Annotated in this window: 18 protein-coding genes and 1 pseudogene; 16 read left to right on the forward strand and 3 right to left on the reverse strand. The window is 67.0% G+C overall.

The annotated features are described in order from the left end of the window. Positions 1–107: 107 nt before the first annotated feature. The 7 genes and pseudogenes from DFLDMN_RS14270 to DFLDMN_RS14300 all read left to right on the forward strand — a co-directional run bounded on the left by DFLDMN_RS14270 (position 108) and on the right by DFLDMN_RS14300 (position 9,041). The gene (locus DFLDMN_RS14270) at positions 108–818 is read left to right on the forward strand and encodes a YceH family protein (protein WP_423195581.1); all 711 of its coding nucleotides are present in this window, start codon (positions 108–110) and stop codon (positions 816–818) included. Positions 819–1,070: 252 nt separating this feature from the next. Then, on the forward strand, positions 1,071–2,213 hold the full coding sequence (flhB, locus tag DFLDMN_RS14275; RefSeq protein WP_423195582.1) for a flagellar biosynthesis protein FlhB: 1,143 nt from the start codon (positions 1,071–1,073) through the stop codon (positions 2,211–2,213). Further along, a complete protein-coding gene (gene flhA, locus DFLDMN_RS14280; RefSeq protein WP_423195583.1) occupies positions 2,210–4,300 on the forward strand; it encodes a flagellar biosynthesis protein FlhA in 2,091 nt (696 codons plus the stop codon). The genes flhB and flhA overlap by 4 nt, the downstream gene beginning before the upstream one ends. Positions 4,301–4,311: 11 nt before the next feature. Next, positions 4,312–6,693: pseudogene (flhF, locus tag DFLDMN_RS14285) on the forward strand (flagellar biosynthesis protein FlhF); the annotation flags it as partial. A 220-nt stretch (positions 6,694–6,913) separates the two neighbouring features. Further along, a complete protein-coding gene (locus DFLDMN_RS14290; protein ID WP_423195584.1) occupies positions 6,914–7,723 on the forward strand; it encodes a MinD/ParA family ATP-binding protein in 810 nt (269 codons plus the stop codon). A 104-nt stretch (positions 7,724–7,827) separates the two neighbouring features. Continuing rightward, complete coding sequence (locus DFLDMN_RS14295) at positions 7,828–8,544, forward strand: RNA polymerase sigma factor FliA (protein WP_423195585.1); 717 nt, start codon at positions 7,828–7,830, stop codon at positions 8,542–8,544. Positions 8,545–8,666: 122 nt separating this feature from the next. Then, positions 8,667–9,041 (forward strand): flagellar protein FlhE, encoded by a 375-nt coding sequence (locus tag DFLDMN_RS14300; protein ID WP_423198422.1) that lies wholly within the window; start codon positions 8,667–8,669, stop codon positions 9,039–9,041. A gap of 215 nt (positions 9,042–9,256) precedes the next feature. Here DFLDMN_RS14300 and DFLDMN_RS14305 read toward each other — a convergent pair whose 3' ends face one another. From DFLDMN_RS14305 to flgA, 3 genes are all read right to left on the reverse strand, one after another. Next, entirely contained in the window at positions 9,257–9,718 is a 462-nt protein-coding gene (locus DFLDMN_RS14305) for a flagella synthesis protein FlgN (RefSeq protein WP_423195586.1), read from the reverse strand. A 10-nt stretch (positions 9,719–9,728) separates the two neighbouring features. Then, a complete protein-coding gene (gene flgM, locus DFLDMN_RS14310) occupies positions 9,729–10,040 on the reverse strand; it encodes a flagellar biosynthesis anti-sigma factor FlgM (protein WP_423195587.1) in 312 nt (103 codons plus the stop codon). A gap of 236 nt (positions 10,041–10,276) precedes the next feature. After that, on the reverse strand, positions 10,277–11,002 hold the full coding sequence (flgA, locus tag DFLDMN_RS14315; protein ID WP_423195588.1) for a flagellar basal body P-ring formation chaperone FlgA: 726 nt from the start codon (positions 11,000–11,002) through the stop codon (positions 10,277–10,279). 253 nt (positions 11,003–11,255) lie between these two features. On the opposite strand from flgA, the gene flgB reads away from it, so the two are divergent. The 9 genes from flgB to flgJ all read left to right on the forward strand — a co-directional run bounded on the left by flgB (position 11,256) and on the right by flgJ (position 18,624). Then, complete coding sequence (flgB, locus tag DFLDMN_RS14320) at positions 11,256–11,663, forward strand: flagellar basal body rod protein FlgB (protein WP_423195589.1); 408 nt, start codon at positions 11,256–11,258, stop codon at positions 11,661–11,663. Positions 11,664–11,681: 18 nt separating this feature from the next. Further along, entirely contained in the window at positions 11,682–12,089 is a 408-nt protein-coding gene (gene flgC, locus DFLDMN_RS14325) for a flagellar basal body rod protein FlgC (RefSeq protein ID WP_423195590.1), read from the forward strand. Between the two features lie 37 nt (positions 12,090–12,126). After that, positions 12,127–12,792, forward strand: a complete 666-nt coding sequence (locus DFLDMN_RS14330; RefSeq protein WP_423195591.1) for a flagellar hook assembly protein FlgD — start codon at positions 12,127–12,129, stop codon at positions 12,790–12,792. Positions 12,793–12,860: 68 nt separating this feature from the next. Next, the gene (flgE, locus tag DFLDMN_RS14335; protein ID WP_423195592.1) at positions 12,861–14,096 is read left to right on the forward strand and encodes a flagellar hook protein FlgE; all 1,236 of its coding nucleotides are present in this window, start codon (positions 12,861–12,863) and stop codon (positions 14,094–14,096) included. A 19-nt stretch (positions 14,097–14,115) separates the two neighbouring features. Continuing rightward, positions 14,116–14,859, forward strand: a complete 744-nt coding sequence (gene flgF, locus DFLDMN_RS14340) for a flagellar basal body rod protein FlgF (RefSeq protein ID WP_423195593.1) — start codon at positions 14,116–14,118, stop codon at positions 14,857–14,859. A gap of 40 nt (positions 14,860–14,899) precedes the next feature. Then, positions 14,900–15,685: a flagellar basal-body rod protein FlgG gene (gene flgG / locus DFLDMN_RS14345; RefSeq protein WP_423195594.1), complete on the forward strand. Its 786-nt coding sequence runs from the start codon at positions 14,900–14,902 to the stop codon at positions 15,683–15,685. Between the two features lie 5 nt (positions 15,686–15,690). Then, on the forward strand, positions 15,691–16,395 hold the full coding sequence (gene flgH, locus DFLDMN_RS14350) for a flagellar basal body L-ring protein FlgH (RefSeq protein ID WP_423195595.1): 705 nt from the start codon (positions 15,691–15,693) through the stop codon (positions 16,393–16,395). A gap of 7 nt (positions 16,396–16,402) precedes the next feature. Further along, positions 16,403–17,587, forward strand: coding sequence for a flagellar basal body P-ring protein FlgI (locus tag DFLDMN_RS14355; RefSeq protein WP_423195596.1), 1,185 nt, complete (start codon positions 16,403–16,405; stop codon positions 17,585–17,587). Further along, positions 17,587–18,624: a flagellar assembly peptidoglycan hydrolase FlgJ gene (flgJ, locus tag DFLDMN_RS14360; RefSeq protein WP_423195597.1), complete on the forward strand. Its 1,038-nt coding sequence runs from the start codon at positions 17,587–17,589 to the stop codon at positions 18,622–18,624. Before DFLDMN_RS14355 ends, flgJ begins: the two co-directional genes overlap by 1 nt. Positions 18,625–18,879: the final 255 nt, after the last annotated feature.

Here is an 18,879-nt window from a genome sequence, read left to right on the forward strand (position 1 = left end):
CCGCAAACGGCGGCCGCGGATGGCAAGCGCAAATTATACCCACGGAGATTGCACAATCGCGCCGCATGGGTTCCAATGTTTGCCCACCAGCCGGAATTACCAAGCGCATGTCGACCGAAGCCCCCACCCCCCGCCAGCCGATCCGTGCCCTCACGCCGCTCGAAGGCCGCGTGGTGGCGGTGCTGCTCGAGAAGCAGTACACGGTGCCGGACACCTACCCGCTCTCCCTCAACGCGCTGACCGCTGGTTGCAACCAGAAGACGGCGCGCGCGCCGGTGATGAATGTCAGCGAGGACCAGGTCCTGGCCGCCATCGACGGCCTCAAGTCGCTGAGCCTGGTATTCGAGGGCAGCAGTAGCCGGGTGCCGCGTTTCGAACAGAACCTCGGCCGCGTGCTCGGGGTACCCAGCCAGTCCGCCGCGCTGCTGACCATTCTGCTGCTGCGCGGGCCGCAGACCGCGGCCGAGCTGCGTCTCAACTCGGCCCGGCTGCACGCGTTTGCCGATATCTCGTCGGTCGAGGCCTTCCTCAATGAACTGGCCGAGCACGCTCCCCCCTACGTCGTCCGCCTGCCGCGCGCGCCCGGCGAGCGCGAAAGCCGCTGGTCGCACCTGCTGTGCGGCGAGGTTGCGCTGCCGGAAGCTACCGCCGGCGGCGACGCCTCGGTGCCGCCCTCCGAATTCGAAGCCCTGCGCATCAGCCACCAGGAACTGACCGACAAGGTCGCCCGGCTGCAGGCGCTGGTGGAGGAGATGGCAAGCCAGTTGGGGATGCCGACGGAGCGGGCGCCAGACCAGGGGTCAGACCAGGCGTCTTAGTGCCTGGGCACAAGGGGTATTTCTCCCGCATTTGCCGAATTGTCCGGTTAAACGCGCCATGCGGGCCGGATTCGCAACATTTGCCCGCAAGTCCCTAAAGCTTGCGCGCCAGGGGGCCGTTAACACCGTCGCCCCCCTCATTCCTGAAACAGGCCCCGATTTCCCTCCCTTTTCCTCCTAATGGCAGCCCGGCCGGGATTTGATAATCCATGGTGACGAAGGGCCGTCCGCGCGCTTCGTATTGGAGCGTCCATGTCCGAGGAAAGCGATCTCGAGAAAACCGAACCCGCCACACCCCGGCGCCTTGAAAAGGCGCGAGAAGAGGGGCAGGTGGTGCGTTCGCGCGAGCTCGGTACCTTCGTGATGCTCATGACCGGCGTGGCTACGCTGTGGCTGTTCGGCGGCACGCTGGGCCGCGAACTCAATATGGCGATGCACGCCAGCCTGGCGTTCGAGCCCGCCACGGCGTTCGATACCAACCGCATGCTGTCCCAGTTTGCCGTGGTGGTGTGGGATTGCCTGCTGGTGTTCCTGCCGCTGCTGTTGATCTTTGGCGTGGCTGCCCTGCTGGCGCCGCTGGCCTTGGGCGGCTGGATGTTCTCGACCAAGCTGCTGACGCCCGATTTCACGCGCCTGTCGCCGCTCAAGGGCCTGGGCCGGATGTTCTCCTCGCAGTCGCTGGTGGAACTGGCCAAGGCCATCGCCAAGTCGCTGCTGGTGGGGGCGGTAGCGGCCTGGATGCTGTGGCGCAAGCTGCCGGAAGCCATCGGCCTGATGAACGCGCCGATCCAGGAAGCATTGCTGCATATGAGCGGGCTGGTGCTCTACGTCTGCGGCGTGGTGGCCGGCTCGCTGCTGCTGGTGGCGGCCATCGACGTGCCATGGCAGCTCTGGACCTTCTACAAGAAGCTTCGCATGACCAAGGAAGAGGTCAAGCAGGAGCACAAGGAAAGCGACGGCGACCCGCACGTCAAGGGCCGCATCCGTCAGCAGCAGCGTGCCATGGCGCGCCGCCGCATGATGACCGAGGTGCCCAAGGCCGACGTGGTCGTCACCAACCCGACCCACTTCGCCGTGGCGCTCCGCTACGAGGAAGGTCGCATGAGCGCCCCCCGCGTGGTGGCAAAGGGCACGGACGAAGTGGCCGCTCGCATCCGGGAGCTTGCCGTCGAGCATCGCGTGCCCGTGCTGTCCGCGCCGCCGCTGGCGCGCGCGCTGCACCGCCATGTGGAACTTGGCCAGGAAATCCCGTCCGGGCTCTATACCGCCGTGGCCGAAGTCCTGGCCTGGGTCTTTCAACTCAAGCACTGGCATTACGCCGACGGTCCGCAGCCGAGCGGACCGACGGAACTGCCGGTGCCCGATGAACTCGCCGTACCGGAAAGCCGCGCATGAACGCACTGACCAACTTCTTCAACCTGCCTGGCATCCGTGGGGGCGCGCAGGCGAAGGCACTGGCCGGACCGCTGCTGATCATCATGATCCTCGGCATGATGATCCTGCCGCTGCCGGCGTTCGTGCTCGACCTGCTGTTCACGTTCAATATTGCGCTGTCGATCATGGTGCTGCTGGTCGGCATGTACACGCAGCGCGCGCTGGACTTTGCCGCCTTCCCCGCGGTGCTGCTGTTCTCCACGCTGCTGCGCCTGTCGCTGAACGTGGCCTCCACGCGCGTGGTGCTGCTGGAAGGCCATAGCGGCCCGGACGCGGCCGGCAAGGTGATCGAGGCCTTCGGCCACTTCCTGGTCGGGGGCAACTTCGCGGTCGGTATCGTGGTGTTCGCGATCCTCGTGGTGATCAACTTCATGGTGATTACCAAGGGTGCGGGCCGTATCGCCGAGGTGGGCGCGCGCTTCATGCTCGACGCGATGCCCGGCAAGCAGATGGCGATCGACGCCGACCTGAACGCCGGCCTGATCAATGAGGAAGGCGCCAAGAAGCGCCGCGCCGAAGTCGCGCAGGAATCGGACTTCTACGGTGCCATGGACGGTGCCAGCAAGTTCGTGCGCGGCGATGCCGTGGCCGGCCTGCTCATCATGTTCATCAACCTGGCCGCCGGCATGGTGGTGGGCATGGTGCAGCACGACCTCGACTTCAGCACTGCCGTGCGCAATTACACGCTGCTGACCATCGGCGACGGCCTGGTGGCGCAGATCCCGGCACTGGTGATCTCGACCGCCGCCGGTGTGATCGTCTCGCGCGTCTCCAACGAACAGGACGTCGGCCAGCAGCTCACGGGCCAGCTGTTCTCGAATCCGCGCGTGATGTTCCTGACCGCCGCGATCATCGGCCTGATGGGCATCATCCCGGGCATGCCACACTTCGCGTTCCTGCTGCTGGCGGGCGCGCTGGCCTGGTTCGGCCGCTACGTCATGCAGCGCGAGCAGGTGGCCGAGCAGCAGCAGAAGACGCGTGCCGAACGCCCCCCTGTGGCGGCCCCGGAAACCACCGAAGCCACGTGGGACGACGTTACGCTGGTGGACCCGCTCGGCATGGAAGTGGGCTACCGCCTGATCTCGCTGGTCGACCGCGCGCAAAACGGTGAACTGCTCGGCCGGATCAAGAGCATCCGCAAGAAGATCGCGCAGGACATCGGCTTCCTGGTGCCGGTGGTGCATATCCGTGACAACCTCGAGCTGAAACCCAACGCCTATCGCATCACGCTCAAGGGCGTGGAGATCGGCCAGGGCGAAGCCACCCCGGGCCAGTGGATGGCGATCAATCCCGGCCAGGTCACCGGCACGCTGCCTGGCGCCGCCACGCGCGACCCGGCCTTTGGCCTGCCCGCGGTGTGGATCGACGCCGGCCTCAAGGAACAGGCGCAGGCGTATGGCTACACCGTGGTGGATGCCAGCACCGTGGTGGCTACCCACCTCAACCACCTGATCCAGATGCACGCGTCGGAGCTGCTTGGCCGCCAGGAAGTGCAGGCGCTGCTCGATCGCATCGCCAAGGACTCGCCCAAGCTTACCGAGGACCTGGTGCCCAAGACCATCTCGCTCACGGGTCTGCAGAAGATGCTGCAGAACCTGCTGGACGAAGGCGTGCCGATCCGCGACATGCGCACCATCCTCGACGTGGTGGCGGAACACGCGCCCAAGGTCAGCGACCCGACCGAGCTGACCGCGCTGGTGCGCGTCGCGCTCGGCCGCGCCATCACGCAGCAACTGTTCCCGAACAACGCCGACCTGCAGGTGATCAGCCTCGACGCGGGTCTGGAACGCGTGCTGACGCAGGCGCTGTCCAACGGCGGCGGCATCGAACCCGGTCTGGCCGATGCGCTCCTGCAGCAGGCGCAGGGCGCCGTGGGCCGCCAGGAACAGCTGGGTCTGGATCCGGTGCTGCTGGTGCCGTCGCCGCTGCGGCCGCTGATGGCGCGCTTCCTGCGCCGTACGCTGCCGCAATTGAAGGTGCTGTCGCATGCAGAAGTACCGGACAACCGCAATATCCGCATCACCGCGATGATCGGCGGCGCTGCCTGAGGAAATAGAACATGAGCGTGGCAAAGTTTGTGGCGGCGAATGGCCGCGAAGCGATGCGCAAGGTGCGCGAGGCCATGGGTCCGGACGCCGTGGTGCTGTCCAATCGCACCGTGGAGGGTGGCGTGGAGATCGTGGCGATGCGCGATGCCGATCTCGGTGCCGTCTCGGCCACCGCCATTCCGTATGCCGAGCCGCAGCCGGCCTTCACCGCATCGATCGCATCCGCCGCATCGATCGCATCGACCGCACCGGTCATGCACGATGCGCCGGCCATCGGCGATCTGCGTGGCGAGCTGGCCTCGATGCGCGCGATGCTCGAACGTCAGTTCGCGGGTCTGTCGGGCGGTGCGCCTGGCGTGGCTGCCGGCGATCCGCTGCGCGAGTCGCTGTTCGAATGGCTGGTCAACGCCGGCTTCTCGGGCCAGCTGTCGCGCACGCTGCTGAGCAAGCTGCCGGTGGGTCACGACCGGCCCGCCGCCATGGCTTGGATCCGCCAGGAGCTCGCCAATAAGGTACCGGTGCTCACCGACGAAGACTCGCTGTTCGCGCAGGGCGGTGTACTCGCGCTGATCGGCCCGACCGGCGTCGGCAAGACCACCACCACCGCCAAGCTGGCCGCGCGCTTCGTGCTGCGCCACGGTCCCGAGCGCCTGGCGCTGCTGACCACCGACAGCTTCCGGATCGGCGCGCACGAGCAGTTACGCATCTACGGCGACATCCTGGGCGTGCCCGTGCATGCGGTAAAAGATGCCGCGGACCTGCGCTTTGCACTGACCGCGATGAAAGACAAGCACCTCGTCATTATCGACACCGTCGGCATGAGCCAGCGCGACCGCAGCCTGTCCGACCAGATCGCGATGCTGGCCGGCGTGCAGGCCCCGGTGCAGCGCGTGCTGCTGCTCAACGGCGCCAGCCACGGCGATACGCTCAATGAGGTGGTGCACGCCTACCGTCATGACGCCGCGCCGAATGCCGGCGGGATCGACGGCTGCATCATCAGCAAGCTCGACGAAGCGACCCACCTCGGCTCCGTGCTCGATGTGGTGATCCGCCATCGCCTGCCCGTGTTCTACGCGTCCACCGGCCAACGCGTGCCCGAGCACCTGGAACTTGCCCAGGGCGCGGCCCTGGTGGAACGCGCGTTTCTCACGCCGCGCCGCGGTTCCCTGTTTGCTGACGCCGATGCGGCACGCCGCCAGGCGGCCGCGGCCGAGGCGGCGCCGACCGCCGCACGCCAGGGCGCCGGTGCCGACGACGTGCTGCGTTCGCTGACCGACAGCGCCAATGCCGTCGGCGTCTGCGTCGACGAGCTCAACGCACCGCAATACGGCTTTGAACTGGCCCGCTCGCTGTGGCAACAACGCGGCATCGGCGGTCCGGCGCTGCGCCAGATCGCCCAGCAGGTGCGCCTGACCATGTGCCGCGATGCCGCGCGCGCATGCGACCGCTATGTGCTGGCCGTGACCGGCACCGCCACGCTGCCGACGCAAGGCCGCCGTGCGCCGCAACTGCTGCAGCAGACGCTGTGGCTGGCCGATCGCGACGGCATGCCGCTCGCGACCACCATGGTGCCGGCGGCGCGTGCGCGCCAGACCATGGCCGAAGCCGAGGCCGAGGCGGAAGCCGCCACCGTGCGCGCGACCCTCGCCGCCGCCCGTACCGTGGTCAACGTCAATAGCTCGCTGCCGTCCACCACCACGCTGGCGCGCTGGCAACAGATCAACGAGCGTTGGGTGGCGTCGGTGCGCAAGACCTCGCGCGTGATCGCCGACGGCATTGCCAACAAGCTCGACACCGTCGCCGACACGCTGACCTTCCATGCCATCGGCGAACAGTCGTGGCGCGAGCGCGATGCCGTGCATTGGCTCGGCCAGTGCCTGGTGCGCGTGCCCGAAGGCCAGGTCCGTACCGCGTCGCGCGGCAAGGGCGGCGTCGAGGTTGGCATCGATGCCTGCCTGGTGGTGTCGCGCCTGGTCGACCGCGATTCCGGCGAGACGCTCGCCACCGACTACGTGCTGTGCGATCCGGCGCTTGCCGACGATGCCGCGCACGTGGTGCGCTGGTCCCGCTGGGCCGAAGCCGCCGACGAACAGTTCCGCACGTTGCGCCACGCCATCGAGCACTTTGCGCAGGACGCGGACACCGATGGCAGCGTCGACGTCAATGCCAGCCTGGTTTCCGTGCAGCTCGGCCTGACCACGCTGCGCCTGCAGCATGCTCCGAGTCCGACCGCGCCGGCCTTCCTGTCGCGGCTGGCCGGCCGCGCCCAGGCACGCGTCAATGCGCCGGTCGCCGGCACCGTGCTCAACGAAGGCATGGGCCGCCTGCTCGCACTGCTCGACGTGCTGGAAAATTATCCGGGCCGCCAGAACGTGGCCACGGCGGAAGACATGGGTGCGTCGGCAGCGACGGCCGGTGCGTTGGGTGGTGCGTTGGGTGGTGCGCTGGGTGGTGAGACCGCGGGGGCGCTGGGTGCCGTGGCATCGCAGCCGGCCATGCCGCACGCCGCCGCCCAAGCCGCCGCACACACCGCCGCATATTTTGCGGCTCCGCTCGACACCATGGCGGACACCGTGCCGCAATTCGCGTCGCTGGGGGGAGTAAGCCTTGACCATGTTGGGCTCCGATCAGGCCGAAAGCCTGCGCCGCATGCTCGCCCCGCGCGTGACGCGGCGCATCGCGGTGGTGGGCAGCGAACCTGGCGCCGGCGCCACCACGGTGGCGCTGGGCCTGGCCAACGCGCTGGCATTGCAGGGCGAGCGGGTGCTGCTGGTCGACGAGGACCGGCGCGGCGAGCGTGCCACGCGCCTTGCGGGCGCCACGCCCGCGGCCACCCTCGCCGATGTGCTGGCCGGCCGTACGCCGCTGGCCACCGCGCTCGGCACGCGCCCGTCCAGCGGCGTGGCAGTACTGCCGGCCGGGCAGGTACCGGCGGGCGCGACGCTGGATAACCGCACCGTGCCCGATATGCGCACGGTCATCATCGACGCCTGCACGGAGGCCGACGGCACGCTGTCCGCCACTGCGGGCGACGCGCACAACTTCGTGATCGTGATGCGGCCCGAGGCCGCGTCGATCACCGCCGCTTATGCGTGCATCAAGCGGCTGCATCACCTCTATGCGTGCCGGCGCTTCCACCTGATCGTCAATATGGCGACCAGCGAGGCGGCGGTCAGCGCGATTACCGGGAACCTGGCGCGCACCGCGGGCCAGTATCTCGGCGTGGAAGCAACCAGTGCGGGTGCGTTGCCAGTGGATCCACTGGTCGTGCGCGGACTGCAGCTCGGACGCTGCGTGGTGGAGGCCTTTCCGGCCGCCGCGGCCACCACGGCGCTGCGACGCGTGGCCAGTGCCATCAATGGCTGGCCGCTGCGTGCGGAAACAGCGGCACCGCGCGGCATGGCTGCAGCCATGCCGGCGTGAGGACAGAACAAGAAGTCATCGAGAACAAGACCGACCCCAAGCCAGCCAGCCAGCCCCAATGAGAGGCCCTGGCCCAGAAACCAAGCATTTACGAGAATTCCACCATGTATACGATTCAGGGAAAGCTCGAACAGGCAGACGTGGTCAAGACACATGCGCCGCTGGTGCGACGGATCGCGTTGCAGCTGGCGGCCAAGCTGCCGGCCAGCGTTCAGATCGACGACCTGATCCAGGCCGGCATGATCGGCCTGCTCGATGCGGCCAAGCGTTATGAGGACAATCACGGCGCGCGCTTCGAGACCTATGCGAGTCAGCGCATCCGTGGCGCCATGCTCGACGAGGTGCGCGCCAACGACTGGCAGTCCCGCAGCCTGCGGCAGTTCACGCGCCGCATCGAACGTACGCAGCGCAGCCTCGAACAGAAGCTCGGCCGCACGCCGGTCGATTCGGAAGTGGCGGCGGAGATGGAGCTGCCGCTCGAGGAATACCAGCAACTGCTCAACGAGGTGTACGGCTGTCAGCTGCTGCACTACGAGGACTTCGAGCGCTCGGGAGAAGAAGACTTCCTCGACCGCCACCTCGGTGTGTCGGAAGAAGCCAACCCGCTGACGGTGCTGATGGAAAGCGGCATGCGCGAAGCGCTGATCCGCGCCATCGACAAGCTGCCCGAACGCGAGAAGCTGGTGCTGTCGCTGTGCTACGACCAGGAACTCAACCTGCGCGAGATTGGCGCCGTGCTCGAAGTGACCGAGTCGCGCGTATGCCAGATCCGCAGCCAGGCCATCACGCGCCTGCGCAACCAGCTGCGCGGACTGCTGTGATGGCGCGCGGCCCGATTCTCGCCCCGACTCTCGCCCCGATTCTGGCGACGACTGCGCTGTGCGGCCTGCTGACCTCGGCCCCCTCGGCCGCCCAGGTCCGCCAGGTCGGGTACGCACAAGGCATGACGCGAACCACGCTTGAGGTCGGGTCGCGCCATGCGTGGACCAACTCGGTGGTCGGTCCTACCATCTCGGGCCGTGGCCAGCGCGCGGTATCGGCACCGCTGATGCCGAGCGGTGTCATGCCGCAATCGGAGGGCGTGATCACTTCGGTGCGCTGGCGCTACAGCTTTCTGCGCGTGCCGCCGGTGGAGATGCAAGCCTATCTGTGCAATGCCGACCGTTGCGTCCTGCTGCCATCGGCCGAAGGCAAGACCGACGCATTCCGTGGCGACGATGCCAGCAAGGGCTTCGTGTTCGCCTTCCGCGTGCCGGGGCAGGGCATCCTGCCCACGTTGCGTGGGCGCAGCAACGAGGTCACGGTCAGCTATCGATAGGGAATCGACGCCGGCATGCGGCGCGATATGGGCGAGCGCTGTGGGGGAAGTGGTGCGGGGGGAGGGTATGGGGACGCTCAAGGACTGCGACCCGACCCAAGCCAATCGCGGCACCGCCCTTGGCCCGCATCGTATCGACACGGTGGGGCGGAGTCGGTAGAGCGGTAAGCGGAATGCGGTAAGGATCGGTGGCCGAGTCGCCGTGGCACGCGGCGTCAGCCGGCAGCCAGCGTCACCCCGGTGCCGGCGCTCTGCGCCTTGCCGTCGCGGCCATACATTTCGTTGGCGACTTCGCCGCCCTGGCGCAGCACCTGGATCGCTTCCTGCGTGAACTCGAGATGGGCGTTGACGATCGCGCCATTCACCTCGTTCGACTGCTTCGCCTTCTGCGCGAAGAACACGATCTTGCGCCATGCATCGGCCACCGCCGGTTCGACCTCGCGGCCGATCAGCAGGCCACCGGGGCCAACGCGCAGGCCAAGCGCGATCATCTGTGCCTCGCGCGCGGCGGTTTCGCGGGTCAACGCCTGAGCCAGTTCCATCTTCCTGCTGAGCAACTCGCTCAGTACCTGGAAATCGCCACGCTTGAGGGCGTCGCGTTCCTCCGCAAGGGCGCGGCCAAAGGCCACGATGGCGTCAGCTTCACGCTTCAGGGTCTGGATCAGGGTTTGAGTCATGTCAGCGAGGTTAGTGAGTATCGCCCTGGGCGAGCTCGCGCAGCGACGCGAGCAGGCCGTCGGCAATCTTGCTGGGATCGATCTTGATCCGGCCTTCGGCGATGGCCGTGCGGATCTCTTCGACCTTGGCGGTATCGATATCGTCGTCGGTGTCGTTGACGAGGCGTGCACCGATCTCCCGGACCTGCGCCGCCAGCGGGCTGACGCGCACGCCGGTCAGGGCGGCGGGATCCTGCGCCGTCGTCGCGTTGGACGCCGGCCGGGCGCTATCGCCGGCAGCCTTGTCCGCCGGCCTGGACGTAGTGGATTGGTTGATCTTCACGGGGTATTCCTTGCTGGTTTCCTCTGACTTAACGGACGCGGGTCACCGGAACTTTAGGATTTCGGTGTGCCGTTGCGAGCGCTTTTCCACACTTTTTGGGGGGATCGTACGCATTCTCGCACGACCCTTCTACGCCGGACGCGTCACTACCCCAACCAGCCGTCATCATCGGGAAAACCGGCGACAACTTTCATCTTCTGCGTTGAATCGGATTTGCTATCGGCAAGTGGGACCGGCTATTGCAAAACGACCGTATCAGCGTTGCGTACCACCGCATTCACCACCTGACCGTTGCGCAGCCGCACCGGTACGGCCGTGCCGGGCGCGGCGTCCGTCAGCACCTTGCCTTCGCTGCTGAGCTGGAACGACTCGCCCTCGACCGTGACCGTGACGGTCTGGCCCGAGCGCACCGCGATCGCCCGCTTGATCAGGTCGGTGCGCATCGGCGAGCCGGCGGCGATGCGATTGGCCGCCACGGCGCCGGCCACCTGCGCCGGATCGGTAACGACGGCGCGCGGCAACGTGCCGAGGTCGCCCTGGCGGACCTCGAGGTCCGCCACCTCGATGGGCTCACCGGGCGCGAGCGCGCGCGAGGCCACGTAGTAATCGGTCAGGACGGAGACGCGCGCCTGGATATAGCGCGTCCACGGCCGCTCGCCGCCGCAGCGCACGCCAACATTGACGCGGCCCCATGGCGCCGAGCCAGCAGGCAGGAACGGGTCGGGCGCCACGCATTCGGGCGCGCGTCCGCCCGACGGCGGAATGACCTGCACGCTGACCTTGCCTGGCAGCCCCACGGCCTGCTTCAGCAAAAACTGTTCGACAGCCGCGCGCACGGGGTCGTCGGGAAAGGAATAGGCGGGCGCCACGGGCGTGACCTGCGCGGGCGAGGCCAGCGCGCCGTGCGCGATGGCAAGCCCGGCCAGGGCGAGCAGCCTGGCGATCTGGCGGAATCGATTCATGAAAGGCATCCCAGCAAGGATGGTGGCCTGCGCCGGTATTGGCCAGCGCGGCCGATGACAACTTCAGTGAGGCCCATTGTAGGCAGCCTCGCGCGAGAGCGAGGGGCGAATTGCGCGGATTTCCCGCTCTTATTCAAACGATTGGCGTGACAAGCCGGCCCCTAAGATGGCAACCCTGAAGAAGCCCCGTCCGGCCCGTATACCGTCGGCTCGGGGGTCTCTCCCCCCTGAAGCCATAGCAGGAAAGGCAGACATGATCGACAGACTCGATGCGGCATTGCGCTTTCAACAGGAGGCGCTGAGCCTGCGGAACCAGCGGCAATCGGTGATTGCTTCCAACATCGCCCACGCGGATACGCCGGGGTACAAGGCGCGCGACTTCGACTTCGCGAGCAAGTTGTCCCAATCGGTGGAGCGTGGCCAGCGCAACGAGGGCCTGTCGCTCTCGACGACGCAGGTGCGCCACCTGCCGGCGCAGGCGCCGGCAGCGGACAACGACGACCTCCAGTACCGCATTCCGCTGCAGTCGAGCATCGACGGCAACACGGTGGAAATGGACACCGAGCGCGTCGCCTTTGCCGACAACACGGTGCATTACGAAATGGGTCTCACGGTGGTCAGCGGCAAGATCAAGACCATGCTGGCCGCGATCCAGAGCTAACCACGCAGGAGTCGCAACATGCCATCGATGAGCATCTTCGACGTATCGGGTTCCGCCATGGCGGCGCAGTCGCAGCGCATGAACGTCACGGCGTCGAACCTCGCCAACGCGGACAGCGCCGTAGCGCCCAACGGTCAACCCTATCGCGCCAAGCAGGTGATCTTCGGCCTTGCGCCCACGCCCGGCCAGACCGACGTGGGCGGCGTGCAGGTCGAGGGCGTGATGGAAGACCCGTCGCCGGCGCGACTGGTCCATAACCCGTCGCACCCACTGGCCGACGCCAACGGCTACGTGACCATGCCCAATGTGAACCCGGTGGAAGAGATGGTCAACATGATCTCGGCATCGCGTTCCTACCAGGCCAATGTGGAGGTGCTCAACACCGCCAAGACCATGATGCTGAAGACGCTGACCATCGGTCAGTGACGAGCGAAACAATCTCCAGGACTAGCCGGACAACGACATGACAGCGCCCGTAAGCAACAACAGCAACAGCTCCGCGATCAACGACGCCCTCAAGGGCGGCAGCGCAAGCGCGGCCGAGATCCAGAGCAACTTTCTGACGATGCTGGTCACGCAGATGAACAACCAGGATCCGCTCAACCCGATGGACAACTCGCAGCTGACTTCGCAGATTGCGCAGATCAGCACGGTGAGCGGCCTGCAGAACGTCAACGAAACCCTCAACGCGCTGCTCGCGCAGACCTCCGCCAGCCGCGCCATGGATTCGGCCAACCTGATCGGCCGCACCGTGATGGTGCCCGGCTCCAAGGCGAGCATGGAGGCGGGCGTGCCGAGCAAGATCGGCGTCGATCTGCCAAGCACGGCCGACTCGGTACAGGTCCAGATCCTGGACAAGAGCGGCAACGTGGTGCGCACCATCGACATGAAGGGCCAGATGGCCGGCGTGCACGACGTGGCCTGGGACGGCAAGGACGACAAGGGTGTGCCGCTGGCGGACGGCGAGTACGCGGTCAAGGTCACCGCCACCGCCGACGGCAAGGATGTCAGCCCGACCGCGCTGGTCTACGGCAAGGTGCAGGGCATCAGCGGCGACAGCACCGGCGTGCTGGTCAACCTCGAGGACGGCACCACGGCGAACGTCAACGACGTGCGCCGCATTTCTTAATTTTTTTCACCCGGTCCGGGCATACGCGCGGGCAATTTCGAACGACAGCCTACACATAGGGGAAAATCATGGGTTTTGGTCAAGGGGTAAGCGGTCTCAACGCCGCCGCGTCCAACCTGGACGTGATCGGCAACAACATCGCCAACGCCAACACGGTTGGCTTCAAGTCGTCGACCGCGCAGTTCGCGGACGTCTACGCCGGCTCGAAGGTGGGCCTGGGTGTGCGCGTGAATGCAGTGGTGCAGTCGTTCGCCAACGGTAACGTCGCGGCCTCGGGCCGCGACCTCGACGTTGCCATCAGCAACGGCAATGGCTTCTTCCGCCTGGTGGACCAGGACGGTGCGGTGTTTTATTCGCGTAACGGTCAGCTGCAGAAGCTGCCGGACGGCCGTCTGGTCAACGCCAGCGGCCTGCAGGTGACGGGCTACCCCGCCGGTCAGACCACGGGCGTGCCGCAGCCGATCACGATCTCGAACGCGCAGATGCCGCCGGTGGCCACCACCACCATCAATGCGCAGTTCCAGCTCGACTCGCGCAGCACCGTGCCGACCCAGGCCTTCGCCACCACGCCCGCCGCGCCGCCGGCACCGGCCGTGATGCCGACCAAGGACATGTACAACTACAGCAACCCGGTCACGGTGTACGACTCGCTGGGCAACAAGGTGCAGCTGACCGCCTACTTCTCGAAGAGCGGCGCGGCCCCGACCGTCGCCGGCGGTACCGACTGGACCATGCGCCTGGTCGACGCAGACGGCAATGTCGTCGGCGGCACGCCGGTGACGATGGCGTTCGACAACGCTGGCGTGATGAGCCAGACCGTGCCGGCCAATCCTGTCATCACCATGCCGGCCGCCAATGGCGCCGCCGCCCTGAACATGCAGCTGAGCCTGGCCGGTTCCACGCAGTTCGGCGCCGACAACGATCCCAAGAGCATCGTGCAGAACGGCAATGCCTCGGGCTCGCTGCTGGGCTTCAGCGTGCAGGCGGACGGCACCATCCTCGGCGCGTACTCCAACGAGAAGACCCAGTCGCTCGGCACCATCGCGCTGGCCAGCTTTGCCAACGCGGAAGGCCTCAAGCCGGAAGGCAACAACGCATGGAGCGCCACCGGTTCGTCGGGTCCGGAACTGCTGGGCTCGGCCGGCGGCGGACTCGGCACGCTGCAGTCGAACGCCGTGGAAGAGTCCAACGTGAACCTGTCTGGCGAACTCGTGAACCTGATCGTGGCCCAGCGCAACTATCAGGCCAACGCGCAGACCATCAAGGCGCAGGACACTGTCCTGCAGACCCTGGTCAACATCTGACGCACGCTGACGGACCGCCATGGACCGCATGATCTACACCGCCCTGTCGGGCGCCAAGCAGATACTCGACCAGCAGGCCGCGGTATCGAACAACCTGGCCAACGCCTCCACGCCGGCCTTCCGCGCGCAGATCAACATGTATCGCGCGGTGCCGGTGGTCGGGCAGGAAACGCAGACCCGCTCGTTCACGCTCGCGTCCACGCCGGGCGCGGACATGAAGGCTGGTCCGCTGACCTACACCGGGCGCGACCTGGACCTGGCGTTCACCGGCAACGGCTGGCTCGCGGTACAGCTGCCGGACGGCACCGAGGCTTACACCCGCGCGGGCTCGCTGCAGGTGTCGGCCGACGGCCAGCTGGTGACCTCCACCGGCCTGCAGGTGCTCGGCGAGGGCGGGCCCATGGCGGTACCGCAGAACGCGCAACTGACCATCGGCGGCGACGGCAGCGTGTCGGCGCGCGGCCCGGGCGACCAGCCAAACGGCCTCGCGCAGCTGGGCCGCATCCGCGTGGTCAACGCGCCGCCAGATTCGCTCGCCCGCGGTGACGACGGCCTGTTCCGTCTGCGCCCCGGTGCCGAGCCGCTGCAGGCCGACCCCAACGCCAAGGTGATTTCCGGCGCGCTGGAAGGCAGCAACGTGAATCCGGTGGAAGCGATGGTCGACATGATCGCCAACGCGCGGCGCTTCGAGATGCAGATGAAGATGATCTCGGGTGCCGACGGCAATGACCAGCGGGCCAACGCACTGCTGTCGAACAACTGATGCGCGTAGCGCGCTCACAAGCAGATACAGAAGGAAAACCATGATCCGCTCTCTCTGGATTGCCAAGACCGGCCTCGATGCGCAGCAGACGCAGATGGACGTGATCTCGAACAACCTGGCCAACGTGTCGACCACGGGCTTCAAGCGCAGCCGCGCGGTGTTCGAGGAACTGATGTACCAGACGATCCGCCAGCCCGGCGCGCTGTCGTCCGACCAGACCCTGCTGCCCTCGGGCATGCAGCTCGGTACCGGTGTGCGCCCCGTGGCAACGGAACGCATCCATACCCAGGGCAACCCGCAGCAGACCGGCAACTCGCGCGATGTGGCGATTCTCGGCCAGGGCTTCTTCCAGGTGACCATGCCGGACGGCACCACCTCGTACACGCGTGACGGTTCGTTCCAGGTCGACCAGAACGGCCAGCTCACCACGTCGAGCGGCTTTGTGCTGAACCCCGCCATCACGCTGCCGGCCAACTACACCTCGCTGAGCGTTGCACGCGACGGCACGGTGACGGTGACCACGCCGGGCAACACCGCCGCCGTCAACGTCGGCCAGATCCAGCTCGCCACGTTCCCCAATCCGACCGGCCTCGAAAGCCTCGGCGAGAACCTGTATGCGCAGACCGACGCCTCGGGCGCGCCCAACACCTCGGTGCCGGGCCTGAACGGTGCCGGCACGCTGCAGGGCGGCTACGTCGAGTCGTCCAACGTGAACGTGGTGGAAGAACTGGTCAGCATGATCCAGACCCAGCGCGCTTACGAAATCAACAGCAAGGCCGTGCAGACGTCGGACCAGATGCTGCAGCGCCTGACCCAGATGGGATGATAGTCATGACGATAGCCACCTCGGTGTCCCGCATGGGAACGCTCGCGCTGTATTGCCTGGCCGGCATCGCCGTGCTGGCCACCGGTGGCTGCGCGCTGATTCCGAAGGATCCGCTCGTGCAGCTGCCTACCACCGCGCGCGCGGAGCAGCGCCCGGTCATGGCGCCCTCGGGTTCGATCTATCAGGCCTCCTACGCGGGCAATCCGCTGTTCGAGGATCGCCGTCCGCGCAACGTGGGCGACATCCTGACCATCGTGATCAGCGAAAACGTCAACGCGAGCAAGAACTCGGGTACCAATGCCAGCCGCACCGGCAACAGCGCGCTGACGTTCACCGCGGTGCCGAAGGCGCTCGGTGGCCTGTTCAGCTCGTCGCAGAACGCCGATATGTCCGGCACCAACGGCATGAAGGCCAGCGGCGGGGCGTCCGCGGCCAATACCTTCAACGGCACCATCACCGTGACCGTGCTCGAGGTCCTGCCGAACGGCAACCTGGTGGTCTCCGGCGAGAAGCAGATGGCCATCAACCAGGGCGCGGAATTCATCCGGTTCTCCGGCGTGGTCAACCCGCGCACGATTACCGGCGACAACGCCGTACCGTCCACCCAGGTGGCGGATGCACGCATCGAATACACCGCCAAGGGGTATATCGACGAAGTGCAGAACATGGGCTGGCTCCAGCGCTTCTTCCTCAATGTCTCACCGTTCTGATCGCGCCATGTTTTTGCCTCCGATGCCTTTCCAAAAGCCAGGCTCGCTGTTGGGCATCCCGCCCGTCCTCGCTCCCCGCTCAGGTCGTGCGGCTTTTATTGCTGTCCTGCTGTTCGCCCTCATGCTGGGCGCAAGCATGGGCAGCGCGCGGGCAGAGCGCCTGAAGAACCTGGTCAACTTCCAGGGTGTACGTGACAACCCGCTGGTCGGCTATGGCCTGGTGGTGGGTCTGGACAATACCGGCGACCAGACCACGCAGACCCCGTTCACCACGCAGAGCTTGACCAACATGCTGTCGCAGCTCGGCGTGACGTTGCCCGCCGGCCGCAACATGCAGCTCAAGAACGTGGCCGCCGTGATGGTGACCGCCACGCTGCCGCCGTTTGCGCAGCCGGGCAGCCAGATCGACGTGGTGGTGTCGTCGATGGGTAATGCCAAGAGCCTGCGCGGCGGCACGCTGCTGATGACGCCGCTCAAGGGCGCCGACGGCCAGGTGTATGCGCTGGCGCAGGGCAACATGCTGGTGGGCGGCGCGGGCGCGTCGGCCAACGGCAGCAAGGTGCAGGTCAACCAGCTCGCCGTCGGCCGCATCGCCAACGGTGCGGTGGTGGAACGCGCGGTCCCGTCGTTCCAGCCGGAGGGCGGCTACCTCAACCTCGAACTCAAGGACACCGATTACGGCACCGCCGAACGCGTGATCGAAGCCATCAACCGCACCATGGGCCCCGGTGTGGCCCAGCCGCTCGATGGCCGTGTGGTGCAACTGCGCACGCCGGTCTCGCCGGCGGAGCGGGTCAACTTTCTGGCGCGCATCGAGAACATCGATGTCTCGCGCGGCAAGGCCGCGGCCAAGGTCATCCTGAACGCGCGTACCGGTTCCATCGTGATGAACCAGGCGGTGACGGTGGAGGATTGCGCCGTGGCCCACGGCAACCTGTCGGTGGTCATCAATACGCAGCCGGTGATCAGTCAGCCCGCACCGTTCAGTGGCGGGCAGACGGTGGTGGCACCGGTCTCGCAGATCGACCTCAAGCAAGGCGGCGGTTCGCTGCAGATCGTCAAGGCTGGCGCGTCGCTTGCCGCCGTGGTCAAGGGCCTGAACGCGCTCGGCGCGACGCCCGCCGACCTGCAGACGATCCTCGAAGCGATGCGTGCCGCGGGCGCGCTGCGTGCGGAACTGGAGATCATCTGATGGCGCTGGACACTTCGGCAGGCGATATCTCGCAGCGTTTTGCGCTCGATACGCAAGGCTTTGAAGCGCTCAAGAACCAGGCGCGCGCCGGCAACAACGAGAACACGCTGAAGGCCGCCGCCAAGCAGTTCGAGGCCGTCTTCACGCAGATGGTGCTCAAGAGCATGCGCGATGCCACGCCGCAGGACGGCATGTTCGACAGCGAGCAGACCAAGCTCTACATGTCGATGATGGACCAGCAGCTGTCGCAGCAACTGTCGGCACGCGGTATCGGCCTGGCCGACGCGATGTACCGCCAGCTCGCGCGCGCGGCCGGCGTGCAGGTGCCGCAGACGATGGCGACCATGCAGAACGGCGTGACCGGCGCCCAGGCGGCCGCCGGCGCGCAGAACGCGCAGATGGCCGCCATGCTCGACAGCCGCGGCGCCACCGACGCCGACGGCCCGGCGCCGGCTACACCCCCGCTGGGCACCATTCTGCCCGGCAACGCCTGGAGTCCGACCACCGGCATTCGCCAGTACCAGGCGGCCGGAGAATGGCAGGGCGGCCAGAGCGACCTGGGGCAGTTGCCGGACGACTCCCCGGCGCATATCAGCGAATTCGTCAACCGCATGGCCGGACCCGCGATGGCCGCTTCGCGCGCCAGCGGCGTGCCGGCCAAGCTGATCGTGGGCCAGGCCGCGCTCGAATCGGGTTGGGGCCGGCGCGAGATCGCGTATCCGGACGGCAGCACCACGCACAACGTGTTCGGCATCAAGGCCGGCGCCAACTGGCGCGGTCCGGTGGCGGAAGTCATGACGACGGAATACGTCGACGGCCAGCCGCAGAAAGTTCGTGCCCGCTTCCGTGCTTACGGCTCGTACGAAGAGGCCTGTGCCGATTACGCGCGCCTGCTGACCACCAATCCGCGCTACGCGGGCGTGGTGGCGGCCAACACCGCGGACGAAGCCGCGCACGGCCTGCAGCGCGCGGGCTACGCCACCGATCCGGCCTACGGCGAGAAGCTGGTGCGGATCATGAAGAAGGTATCGGGCTGACGGCCGCGCACGAGATTGGCGCGGGAGGTTCGCGCGGAAGGTTCGCGCGGGAGGTTGGTGCGCCGTGGCCGGGGTGGGTTCGCGCGGCCCGTTCGCTCCAGGTACGTCCTCGCGCGATGCGCAAGGGCGCGCATCGTGCCGTCTTTGTCCGGCAATCGGTGCGTAAATTGCCGTGAAACCTGTATCAGCCGTCGTACAGGAAATGCTGCGAAAGGATCCAGGCGCCGCTAAAGTCCCGCCGCCTTCCTGCCGTTA

This window comes from Cupriavidus sp. H19C3 (assembly GCF_049393815.1).
GTDB lineage: Bacteria > Pseudomonadota > Gammaproteobacteria > Burkholderiales > Burkholderiaceae > Cupriavidus.

Coding starts and splice junctions, on each gene's coding strand:
- flgC (WP_423195590.1), top strand. CDS start 11,682: ATGCCATCGATGAGCATCTTCGACGTATCGGGTTCCGCCATGGCGGCG.
- flgH (WP_423195595.1), top strand. CDS start 15,691: ATGACGATAGCCACCTCGGTGTCCCGCATGGGAACGCTCGCGCTGTAT.
- DFLDMN_RS14295 (WP_423195585.1), top strand. CDS start 7,828: ATGTATACGATTCAGGGAAAGCTCGAACAGGCAGACGTGGTCAAGACA.
- DFLDMN_RS14290 (WP_423195584.1), top strand. CDS start 6,914: ATGTTGGGCTCCGATCAGGCCGAAAGCCTGCGCCGCATGCTCGCCCCG.
- DFLDMN_RS14270 (WP_423195581.1), top strand. CDS start 108: ATGTCGACCGAAGCCCCCACCCCCCGCCAGCCGATCCGTGCCCTCACG.
- DFLDMN_RS14355 (WP_423195596.1), top strand. CDS start 16,403: ATGTTTTTGCCTCCGATGCCTTTCCAAAAGCCAGGCTCGCTGTTGGGC.
- flgA (WP_423195588.1), bottom strand. CDS start 11,002: ATGAATCGATTCCGCCAGATCGCCAGGCTGCTCGCCCTGGCCGGGCTT.
- DFLDMN_RS14305 (WP_423195586.1), bottom strand. CDS start 9,718: ATGACTCAAACCCTGATCCAGACCCTGAAGCGTGAAGCTGACGCCATC.
- flhA (WP_423195583.1), top strand. CDS start 2,210: ATGAACGCACTGACCAACTTCTTCAACCTGCCTGGCATCCGTGGGGGC.
- flgG (WP_423195594.1), top strand. CDS start 14,900: ATGATCCGCTCTCTCTGGATTGCCAAGACCGGCCTCGATGCGCAGCAG.
- flhB (WP_423195582.1), top strand. CDS start 1,071: ATGTCCGAGGAAAGCGATCTCGAGAAAACCGAACCCGCCACACCCCGG.
- DFLDMN_RS14330 (WP_423195591.1), top strand. CDS start 12,127: ATGACAGCGCCCGTAAGCAACAACAGCAACAGCTCCGCGATCAACGAC.
- flgJ (WP_423195597.1), top strand. CDS start 17,587: ATGGCGCTGGACACTTCGGCAGGCGATATCTCGCAGCGTTTTGCGCTC.
- flgE (WP_423195592.1), top strand. CDS start 12,861: ATGGGTTTTGGTCAAGGGGTAAGCGGTCTCAACGCCGCCGCGTCCAAC.
- DFLDMN_RS14300 (WP_423198422.1), top strand. CDS start 8,667: ATGACGCGAACCACGCTTGAGGTCGGGTCGCGCCATGCGTGGACCAAC.
- flgF (WP_423195593.1), top strand. CDS start 14,116: ATGGACCGCATGATCTACACCGCCCTGTCGGGCGCCAAGCAGATACTC.
- flgB (WP_423195589.1), top strand. CDS start 11,256: ATGATCGACAGACTCGATGCGGCATTGCGCTTTCAACAGGAGGCGCTG.